This is a genomic window from Nonomuraea sp. NPDC049624, from assembly GCF_040675255.1.
Classification (GTDB): Bacteria; Actinomycetota; Actinomycetes; order Streptosporangiales; family Streptosporangiaceae; genus Nonomuraea.
The window spans coordinates 329626-340079 of record NZ_JBFAOR010000002.1 but is presented as its reverse complement, the minus strand read 5'-3'; the positions used below and the strand labels follow the sequence as shown (position 1 = coordinate 340079).

Annotated in this window: 9 protein-coding genes; 1 reads left to right on the top strand and 8 read right to left on the bottom strand. The window is 70.6% G+C overall.

The features are described from left to right. The first annotated feature begins 128 nt into the window (after nt 1-128). Nucleotides 129-1148 (top strand): hypothetical protein, encoded by a 1020-nt coding sequence (locus AB0J76_RS07855; RefSeq protein WP_352320341.1) that lies wholly within the window; start codon nt 129-131, stop codon nt 1146-1148. Nucleotides 1149-1265: 117 nt separating this feature from the next. Here the strand turns inward: AB0J76_RS07855 and AB0J76_RS07850 are convergent, their stop codons facing one another. From AB0J76_RS07850 to AB0J76_RS07815, 8 genes are all read right to left on the bottom strand, one after another. Then, complete coding sequence (locus tag AB0J76_RS07850) at nt 1266-2867, bottom strand: FAD-dependent monooxygenase (protein WP_352320343.1); 1602 nt, start codon at nt 2865-2867, stop codon at nt 1266-1268. Nucleotides 2868-3875: 1008 nt separating this feature from the next. After that, nucleotides 3876-4166, bottom strand: a complete 291-nt coding sequence (locus AB0J76_RS07845) for an MTH1187 family thiamine-binding protein (protein WP_352320345.1) — start codon at nt 4164-4166, stop codon at nt 3876-3878. Between the two features lie 126 nt (nt 4167-4292). Continuing rightward, nucleotides 4293-4622, bottom strand: a complete 330-nt coding sequence (locus AB0J76_RS07840) for a hypothetical protein (protein WP_352320347.1) — start codon at nt 4620-4622, stop codon at nt 4293-4295. Nucleotides 4623-4632: 10 nt separating this feature from the next. After that, nucleotides 4633-5310, bottom strand: a complete 678-nt coding sequence (locus AB0J76_RS07835) for a uracil-DNA glycosylase (protein WP_352320349.1) — start codon at nt 5308-5310, stop codon at nt 4633-4635. A gap of 69 nt (nt 5311-5379) precedes the next feature. Then, nucleotides 5380-6753, bottom strand: a complete 1374-nt coding sequence (locus AB0J76_RS07830) for a M1 family metallopeptidase (protein WP_352320351.1) — start codon at nt 6751-6753, stop codon at nt 5380-5382. An 82-nt stretch (nt 6754-6835) separates the two neighbouring features. Next, nucleotides 6836-7735 carry a carbohydrate ABC transporter permease gene (locus tag AB0J76_RS07825; protein WP_352320353.1) on the bottom strand — a complete coding sequence of 300 codons (900 nt, stop codon included), beginning with the start codon at nt 7733-7735 and terminating at the stop codon, nt 6836-6838. After that, nucleotides 7732-9105, bottom strand: coding sequence for an ABC transporter permease subunit (locus AB0J76_RS07820; RefSeq protein ID WP_352320355.1), 1374 nt, complete (start codon nt 9103-9105; stop codon nt 7732-7734). The genes AB0J76_RS07825 and AB0J76_RS07820 overlap by 4 nt, the downstream gene beginning before the upstream one ends. Nucleotides 9106-9117: 12 nt before the next feature. Then, nucleotides 9118-10446, bottom strand: a complete 1329-nt coding sequence (locus AB0J76_RS07815) for an ABC transporter substrate-binding protein (protein WP_352320357.1) — start codon at nt 10444-10446, stop codon at nt 9118-9120. Nucleotides 10447-10454: the final 8 nt, after the last annotated feature.

The following is a 10454-nucleotide window of genomic DNA, read 5'->3' as shown; positions in this document are numbered from 1 at the left end:
CCCGGTGGTTGTCCACAGGGTGGGGGGCCGGTCGGTGGGTTCGTCCCCAGAACCGGGTTCGGCCGCACCGTGGCCGGCCCGGTTCCGGATCCTGGGTGCCTCACCACGTTTCGAAGGCGAGGCACCTCATGAAGATCGTTCTGCCGCTCCCCGCCATGCTGACCTCACTGTTCGTCGTAGCCGTGGAGCACCTGCCGTTCGACGTCGACACGTTCGTGCCCTGGCGCGTGCCCGGGCCGTACCGGAAGGCGGCCCGTGACGCGCTCGACACCCCGCCGTCCCTGACCGTCACCCATGTCCCCACCCCCTGGCGACCGGCCGGCCTCACCCTCACGGGCGACGAACGCCGGCGGCTGCACCGGGCCGGTCACCACGTGCTGGTGTCCACCACCGCGCCCCCACGCCGCCTGCCCGGCAACGTGCAGACCGCCAGAGCCGTCGCCCGCGCCCTCGCCCGCCAGGGCGGCGGCCTGCTGATCGACCCGTCCACCGCCTCGGCCGTGCCCGCCTGCCCGAGGTCGCCGGGCGAGCCGGGAGACTTCCGCCTCGCCGACGACTGGCTCACCTGGGACGTGCAGATGCGCGACGACGCCACCTGCCCGCCGTGGGACCCGTCCGAGACGGCCGCCTGCGACTGCCTGCGCGTCACCTCGCGCGGCCTGCGCCGCTTCGCCCTGCCGGAGATCACGCTCGACGGCGCCGCCTGCGCCCACAGCCTGTGCGCGACCGCCCTCCTCCGATCAGTGGCCCATCGCCTGGTCGCCGACCAGCTCGCCCACCTGCGGGCGCACCCGCTGGCCACCTGCCACGAGATCGACGACCTCCTGCGGATCCAGCCGTCCGGTGCTCTCCGGGGAGTCCCGCCCTTCGGCGTGCGACTGACTCCCTGCGACGCCGACCTTGCGGACCTTGCGGACCTTGCGGACCTTGCGGACCTCGCCGACCTTGCCGACCGCGGCGGGCCGGGCAGCTCGGGCGCCATCCGCCGCCTGAAGGTGGGCCCCGCCCCCGGCTCCGGCCGGCTCACCTGTCTGAAGGTGGGGCCGCCGTCCGGCTTCACCGGCTCGGTCAACGACTGGCTCCGCGCCGCCGGCAGCCTCGACCTGACCTCCGCCGACCACGCCGCACGCCCGGCCCTCGCCGCCTGACCTCCGCCCCCGCGAGACGGCCAGACCCATGGAGCACGTACGTGCCTCCCCGCTCATGCACACGTTTCACGACCCCGGCGAAGGCCATCGGGCCCGGGTCCGGCGAGAGGCAGGTGGTCAGCGGTGCAGAATCCGGGTGAGAGCCTGGTCGAGCGTGGACATGGGGTCCGGCGTGGGGCGAGGGGCGCGCCAGGCCACGTACCCGTCGGGCCGCACCAGGACCGCGCCGCCCTCCCGTACCCCGTACCGCTCTCGCCAGCGGCCCTCCACGTCCACCAGCTCGTCGTCCACCAGGATGCGGGTGAGCTGCACGCCCAGGCGCTCCTTGACCACGCGGCCGGCGTCCATCCACACCTGGCCGCCGCTCTTGTCGGCCAGCAGGACGAAGCCCGAGCCGAACAGGTCGATGGTCGAGATACGCTGCCCCTCCCAGTCGAGCACGACGTGCGGGGCGCGGCTGCCGGGCCGCCCGCTCGGAACGCGCGGGTCCTCCAGCAGCGAGCCGTCGTCGCCGGGCTCCTCCAGGACGGCGGCGGAGTGGTACCGGTAGCCGAGCATCGCCTGCAGGAAGTCCTCCAGGGGCTCGGGGTAGTCGGAGCGTTTGTCCACGGGCATCCGCACGCTGAGGTTGGCGAGCTGGGCGTCGGCGGTCAGGGCGCCGATCGGGCGGCGTTCGGCGTCGTAGGTGTCCAGGAAGCCGGGGCCGGCCTGCCCGCTGAGCACCAGCCAGAGGCGCCAGGCGATGTCGCAGCCGTCCTGGAGGGCGGTGCTGCCGCCCTGACCGCCGGTGGGCGGCATGGTGTGGGCGGCGTCGCCGGCGAAGAAGACGCGTCCGGCGCGGAAGGTGTCGGCCACGACGTGCGCCAGGCTGAACGTCGCCGTGTCCAGCACCTGCACGTCCAGGTCCGGAATGCCGGTTCCGGCGCGGATGAGCTCGACGCAGCGCTCCTCGGTGAGGGGCTCGGCGCCGCCGTCCGCGGAGGGCGTCTGGTTGATGCCGAGCACGTGTGCGCCGACGCCCGTGCCGGTCACGATGACGCCGGTGAACGCGTCGTTGTGGAGGTACCAGATGATGACCTCGCGCTCGTTCACCAGGCCGGTCAGGTCGGCGTCGAACATGATCGAGCACATCTGCACGAGGTCGCCCCTGCCGGAGGTGGGCACGGCCAGCCGCTCGCGCAGCGGGCTCCGGTGGCCGTCGGCCGCCACCACGTAGTCGGCCCGTACGATGCTCTCCTCGCCGTCGGCGGCGCGGATCACGGCGGTGACGCCGTCGTCGTCCTGGTCGAGGGAGATCAGCTCGGTGGAGAAGCGCAGGTCGGCGCCGAGCTCGTCGGCGTAGGCGCGCAGCACCCGTTCGACCTCCGACTGGGGGGCGCCCACGCGGGGCACGGGGGTCAGGTCGGCCAGGGCGTCGGATTCGCCCGTGTCCTCAAAGATCATCTGCGGGTCGGGGTCGGCCAGCGATCTGGCGATCGCGATGCGCATGGAGTCGCCGATGCCGATCCAGATGTCGGCGAACGTCTGCTCGATCCCTGGCAGCGGCCGCAGCAGCTCGACGGCTCGTGGTCCCATGCCGAACGCCTTGGGCTGGATGGACGTGCTCGGGTGCCGCTCGACCAGGATGACGGGCACCTCGCGCCACGCCAGCAGCGCGGCAGCGCTCAGGCCCGCGTACCCGCCGCCGACCACCAGCACGGGCACTCGCTCTTGTCTCATTGCCTCCACCTCCGGGCACGAGTAGTATCGCGTTCGCCGATCAAGCGACACGATATGTCGCGTTTACACAGCCGGTCAAGACATATCGCGAATCCCGCCATTCATCGGAGCTCTCCGGCTGCGTGAAGAAGCGCTCCGCCTTCGGAGCCACGGCCCAACGGGCGATGTCCGCCCAACCCGGGAATCGTGCAGCGCTGACATCCCAAGGAGGCCGCGTTGTGGCACATTGAGGCAGGCCGTCAGCACACGTGCCCGATCTGGAACTCGGTCCGATGCGTCCGCTACGGGGCTTCGCGCTACGCACGCGCCTCGGGGGGCTTCTCATTACGCAGGGGCCTCGGGGGGTTCGCGCTACGCACGGGCCCGGGGGTGCGCGCTACGCACGGGCCCGGGGGTGCGCGCGACGCATGGGCCCCGGGGGTTTGCGCTACGCACGGGCCCGGGGGTGCGCGCTACGCATGGGCCCCGGGGGTTTGCGCTACGCATGGGCCCGGGGGTTCGCATCACGCGCGGGCGCCGGCCGTCGCCACCCTGAACGCCGTGGAGCCGCTCTCATGCCCCGCTGCGGGGCTCCGCGGTACGTGCCTGGGTCGGGGCTCCGAGTCCTGTGTCCGTCGTGGGGGCTTGCGGGCCAGGTGCCTGGTGCGGGACTCGTCAGCATGTGCCCGCCACAGGAGGTGCCCTGCCCTCCTGCCGCCGCGCGGGGCCGCGCGCCGTGTGCTCATTGCGGGCTCCGCGGTACGCGCCCGCGTCCGAGGGCTTCGAGCATGTTGAGTTTCGGGCCGCCGCTCAGGCGCTGGCCGGGGGTGGCTACTGGGCCGGGGGGCGGGTGCCGGACATGGGTGGGGTGCCGGGCATGGGGCGGGTGTCGGTTTCCAGCGGGTGCTTCTGTGTCGGGGCGCTGGCGAGGGCGGATTGCGGGGAGCGACTCCGGCGCAAAGTCCCTGTTGGGACCCAGGTCCCAGGTGTCCCTGGTGGGGTTGAGCTGTTCTGCGGTGGGGCGGTGGGTCAGGGGAGGTGGCGTTCGAGGCTTTGGAGTTTGGTGGTCATGCCGTCCGTCACGCCCGGACGCAGGTCGGCCTTGAGGACCAGGCTGACTCTCGGGGCGACCTCCGAGACGGCGTCGACCGCGCGCCTGACGACGTCCATGACCTCGTCCCACTCGCCCTCGATCGTGGTGAACATCGCGTCCGTGCGGTTGGGCAGGCCGCTCTCGCGGACCACCTTGACGGCGCGGGCGACCGGTTCGGCGACCCCTTCGCCGACGCCCAGCGGGGTGATGGAGAAAGCCACGATCATGGCGACAGATCCCTCGGAGAACGGAAAGAGCCCGGACGAGACGATCGTATCCGGGGCGAAGAGCCACGACGCGGGTGGGGCGTCGTGGCTGATCGCCGTACGTCACGTCACGTCACGTGCGAGAGGTCACGCGTGGTCGTGGTCGTGGTGGTCTTCGTCCTCGTCCTCGCTCGGCCCCTCGGACGGCTCCACCCCGAGAACGGCCTCGCGCGGCTCGATCTCGGTGATGTGGTCCACGAGCTGCAGCACGTGGTCCGGCTCGATCAGCCACTGCAGCGCCGAGGCGCCGGTCTCGTCGGAGTTGACGAGGTCGGCCTGCTCGGAGCGCTCCTCGTCGCTGAGGTCGGCGTCGGGATGCCGGATCTCGGCCAGCGCCGCCGCCTGCAGCGCGTTCACGTCGAGCACCTCGACGGTCAGCTCGACCGTAAGGCGCAGGTATTTCGGTTCATCACTCATGGCGACGATGCTAGGGCAGCTTCCACTCGACAGGTGCGGCGCCTTGCTGGGTGAGCAGCTCATTGGCCCGGCTGAACGGCCGCGAGCCGAAGAAGCCGCTGCGCGCCGACAGCGGGGACGGGTGCGCCGACTCGATGCGCGGCACGCTGCCGAGCATGGGCGCGAGGTTGCGGGCGTCGCGGCCCCACAGGATGGCGACCATCGGCTTGTCGCGGGCCACGAGGGCGCGGATGGCCTGCTCGGTGACCTGCTCCCAGCCCTTGCCCCGGTGGGAGGCGGGCTTGCCGGGCATGACGGTCAGGACCCTGTTGAGCAGCAGCACGCCCTGCTCGGCCCACGGGGTCAGGTCGCCGTTGGCGGGGCGGGGGAGGCCGAGGTCGGACTCCATCTCCTTGTAGATGTTGAGCAGGCTCCCGGGTATCGGCCGCACCTCGGGCGCCACCGAGAACGACAACCCGACGGGGTGGCCGGGCGTGGGGTAGGGGTCCTGGCCCACGATCAGCACCCTGACGTCGTCGAAGGGCTGGTTGAACGCGCGTAGGACGTTGGGGCCCGCGGGCAGGTACTGCCTGCCCTCGGCGATCTCGTTGCGCAGGAACTCACCCATCAAGGAGATCTGCTCGGATACGGGCTCAAGAGCCTGAGCCCATCCGGCTTCGACGACTTCATGCAAAGGACGACCGGCCATGGCCGTGAAGCTTATCTAGGTCTGGTACGGCTTGCCGCCCGAACGGACACGCAGGCCGTACCGGAATGATCACAACGACGGCTTGCCGGGCTGGAAGAGCCAGGCGTCGAAGAGGGCGTCGAGCTGCCTGCCGGACACGCGTTCGGACAGGGCGACGAAGGCGGCGGTGTCGGCGTTGCCGTACTTGTGGTCGTTCGCCCAGGTGCGCAGGATCGTGAAGAACGCGCTGTCGCCGACGGTGCGGCGCAGGACGTGCAAGGTGGCCGCGCCGCGGTCGTAGACGGGGTCGTGGAAGAGCGCGGCGGCGCCGCCGGGGTCGGCGGTGGGCGTCTGCCAGAACTCGTCGTCCGCGGGCCTGGCGTAGACGCCGTCGAAGGACGCCTGGACGGTACGGCTGCCGATCTTCTCCAGCCAGAGCCATTCGGCGTACGTCGCGAAGCCCTCGTTCAGCCAGATGTCCCGCCATAAGGTCGGCGTCACCGAGTCGCCGAACCACTGGTGGGCCAGCTCGTGCGCGAGCAGCGACTCGCCGGGCACCGCGGGGTAGATGGGCCGGGTCTGGGTCTCCAGGGCGTAGCCGACGTTCGGCTCGTGGTCCACGATCCCGCCCGTGGAGGAGAAGGGGTACGGGCCGAAGAGCGAGCTGAAGTAGTCCAGGACGGGGGCGTGGCGGGCGGCGAAGTCCGTCGCCTTGCCGGCGAACTTGGGGTCCACGGCCGTGATCACCCGGTAGCCGCCGGACCTGGTGTCGGTGAGCTGGAACTTGCCGATCGACACCGTGGTCAGGTAGCTGGCCATGGGCTCGCGGGCGTCCCACACGTAGGTGGTGCGGCCGCCGGCCGACGTCCTGGCCACCAGGTCGCCGTTGGCCACCGCGACCCTGGTGCTCGGCACGGTGACCGAGAACCGGTACGTCGCCTTGTCCGACAGGTGGTGGTTGCCGGGGTACCAGGTCATCGCGCCCTGCGGCTCGTTGGCGTTGAAGACGCCGTCGCTGGTCCTGATCCAGCCGTCCCTGGAGCCGTCGGGGTCGAGGACGTGGGTGGGCCTGCCGTCGTACCGGACGGCGACGGAGAAGCCCTGCCCGGAGGCGAGCCCGGCGGCGGGGGTGACGACCAGTTCGTCGCCGCTGCGGGTGAAGGCGGCGGGCCGGCCGTCCACGGTGACCGAGCGTACGGACAGCGAGCCGGACAGGTCGAGGTCGAAGCGGCTGAGCGCCTGGGTGGCGCGGGCGGTGAGGGTGGCGAGACCGGTCAGGACGTTGGAGGAGGGCTCGTAGTCGAGGGCGAGGTCGTAGTGGCCGGCGTCGTAGCCGCCGTTCCCCTGACCGGGGAAGTACGGGTCGCCCGCCCCGGGCGCGCCCGGGGTGCCGCCGAGCGCGGCGGCGGGGGTGAGGGGGAGGGAGATGAAGGCTGCTGCGGCGAGGGCGAGAAGACGCTTCATGAACAATCATCGGAGGTCCGTAAGGACATGTTACGGGCGCCCGCCTGCCCCCCTCGGGAGGCGGGCGCCCGCCGGGAATGGCCTACTTGACGGAACCGGCCATCATGCCCTGGACGAAGTACCGCTGGAAGGCGAAGAACAGCACCAGCGGGATGATCAGTGACAGGAACGCCCCGGAGGAGAGGATGTCGACGTTCGATCCGAACTGCCGCATCTGGGACTGCAGGGCCTTGGTCATCGGCTGGTTGTCGGTGTTGGCGAACACGAGCGCGATGAGCATGTCGTTCCACACCCACAGGAACTGGAAGATCCCCAGCGAGGCGATGGCCGGCTTGCCCAGCGGGAACACGACCTGGGCGAAGATCTTCCACTCGGGTGCGCCGTCCATCCTGGCCGCCTCCAGCAGCGAGGCCGGGATGCCGACGAAGAAGTTGCGCAGCAGGAAGATGGCGAACGGCAGGCCGAACGCCGTGTGGAACAGCACCACGCCGGGGATCGTGCCAAAGATCCCGATGCCGCCGTAGAAGGCGGCGACGGGGATCAGCGCGATCTGGATCGGCACGATCAGCAGGCCCACCACGACCAGGAACGCCGTGTCCCGGCCGCGGAACTCCATCCACGCGAACGCGTACGCCGCCATGGCGGCGATGCCGATCACCAGGATCGTGGTCGGCACGGTGATGGCCACCGTGTTCCAGAACGACGAGGTGAAGCCGCTGGCCAGCAGGTTCTTGTAGTTGGCCAGGGTCAGCTCGGCGGGCTTGGTGAAGATCGTCCACCAGCCCTCGGCGTTGTTCACCTTCACCGTGCGCAGGGAGACGACCAGCAGGCCGAGCGTCGGCACCAGCCAGAACAGGCCGAGCACGATCATGATCACCTGGACGGCCCCGCCGCCGAGGCGGTCCACGATCCTGCTCGCCACGCCCCTGCGCGGCGCGCCCGACTCCAGTCCGTGAGGCGCGTTCACGGTCGCGGTCGTCATGTGTCTTCCCTTCTGAACCGGCGGATGTTCATGATCATGAAGGGGAGGACCAGGATGAGCAGGAACACCGCGAGTGCGCTGCCGAGCCCCTGGTTGTTCCCGCCGCCGAACGACACGCGCCACATCTCCAGCGCGACCACGTTCGACTGCGGCTGAACCGAGGCCGGCGCGATGATGTAGACCAGGTCGAAGACCTTCAGCGTATTGATGATCATCGTCACGAAGACGACGAGCAGCACCGGCGACAGCAGCGGCACGGTGATCCGCCGGAACACCTGCCACTCGGTCGCGCCGTCGATGCGGGCGGCCTCCAGGGCGTCCCGCGGGATGGCGGCGAGGCCGGCGGCGATCAGCACCATCGCGAACCCGGCCCACACCCAGACGAACGCGCCGATGATCGCCGGCGTGATGAGCGTCTGGCCGAGCCAGGTCAGGCCGCCGTAGCTGGCCTGGAAGTTCGACTCCGGCAGCCGTACGACGTAGGAGCCCGCGGGCAGGCCCTCGAAGCGGAACGTGCCGTCGTCGGCGGTGGTGGCGGTGCCCGCCACCTTGCCGTTCTGGACCGCCTCGACGGTGATGCCGGGCAGGCCCTTCTCCGTCGGGTCGACCGCGCCGCTCTGGCCGCCGCCGCCCTGGGTGAAGTCGAACCAGACGGTCCCGGCCAGGCCGTCACCCGAGGGAGCGCGGGCGGGCTGGGCGTTGGACGGCATGGTCTGCGGCTTGACGCCGACGATCGGGATCAGCACCGGCCGGCCCGCCTGGGCGGGCTCCTTGGTGACGACCGCGCCGTTCTGCTCGGTCACCGGAGAGTCGTCGCCGCCGCGCGGCCGGGCCTCGGGGTAGCCCTTGGAGGAGGAGAACGTGTCGTGCACGGTGGTGAGCACGGCGTTGGCCAGGCCCTTGTCGGGGCTCTCCTCGTACACCAGGCGGAAGATGACGCCCGCGGCCATCAGCGAGACCGCCATCGGCATGAACACGATCAGCTTGAACGCCGTCGCCCACTTGATGCGCTCGGTCAGCACCGCGAAGATCAGGCCGATCGTGGTGACGACGATCGGCGCCACGACCACCCAGATGAGGTTGTTGCGGATCGTGACCAGCATGCCCTGGTCGCTGAAGATCGTGGCGTAGTTGCCCAGCCCCACGAACCCGCTGCCCGAGGCGTCGAACAGGCTGCGGAAGATGGAGTAGACGATGGGGTAGACCACCCAGACGCCGAGCAGCAGGGCCGCCGGCAGGAGGAAGGCGATGGCGACCGCCGGCGATGGGCCGAGGCGTCGTCTCGTACGGGGGGTTTCAGCCGGTCCTGCGGAAGGCCCGCCCGCGATCTTCGCGGGCGGGGCCGCCGGGCCGTCCAACCGTTCGGTCACGGCCTTACCTCTTTACTTCCAGGCCTTCTTGGCCTCGGCCTCGAGCGCCGCCTGGGCGCCCTTGACGTCGCTCGGGTTGCGCAGGAAGTCCTGGAGGACCTTCCACTCGCCCTTGCCGTCGGTGCCGCCGAAGGCGCTCGGGGCCAGGTCCGACATGTCGTAGCGGACGGCGTCGCCGGCGGAGACGATCGTCTGGCCGAGCTGCTTGGTCAGCTCGTCGGGGTAGTTGTCGGGGGAGACGTTCTTGTTGGGCGACAGGTAGCCGGGGAGCTTGGCCCAGATCTCGCCGCCCTCCTTGGAGGCCAGGAACTGCACCAGGGCCATCGCGCCGGGGGAGTCCTTCATGACCACGGCCACGTCGCCGCCGAGCACGACCGGGGCGGTGTCGCCGGCCTTCGGGAACGGGAAGTACTTGGCGCCCTCGCCGACCTTGGCGCCGTCCTGGGTGGCCTGGGTGGCGACGAAGTCGGCCTCGATGACCATGGCGGCCTTCTTGTTGCCGTAGACCTTGGTGACGCAGGTGGGGAAGTCGGTCTGCAGCGCGCCGGAGGCGCCGTCGAGCACGAACTCCTTCTTGCCCGCGATCTGCGCGATCTTCTCCAGGGCGGTGGCGACGCTGGCGTCGGTCCAGGGGATCTCGTGCTTGGAGAGCTTGTCGTAGTTCTCCGGGCCGGCGCTGGACAGGTAGACGTTCTCGAACAGGTCGGTCAGCGTCCAGCCGGAGGCGCCGCAGAGGGAGAAGGGCGGGGTGCCGGAGTCGGCGATGGTCTGGCCGGCCTTGATCAGCTCGTCCCAGGTCGTCGGCACCTGGACGCCGGCCTCCTCGAACGCCTCGGAGCGGTACCAGACCAGCGACTTGTGCGCCGCCTTGATCAGCACGCCGTACACCTTGCCGTCCGCGGAGCCGAGCTCCTTCCAGTACGGCGTGTAGTTGGTGTCGATCTCCTGGGTGACCTCGGCGGACAGCGGCTTGAGCGCGTCCTGCTTGGCGTACTGCTGCACCAGACCCGGCTGCGGCAGGATGGCGACGTCCGGCGGGTTCTTGCCCTGGATGCGCGGGCCGAGGTAGGCGCCGGTGTCCTCACCCGTGGAGGCGTAGGTGACGGTGGCGCCGGTCTTGTCGGAGAAGGCCTTGAGCACCTGCTCGAAGTTCTTCTGCTCCGCGCCGGTCCACTTGGCCGCGACCTCCAGTTTGACGCCTTCGAGCGTCTTGGCGCCGGCGGCGGAACTGGCCGGCGCCGACTCCGAGGCGGTGGGGGTCGTCGTCGTCGGGGCGTTGCCGCAGGCGGCGACGGCTACCGCGAGCCCTGCCAGGACTACTGCTGCTCTGGCTTTACGCATGGCTTGCC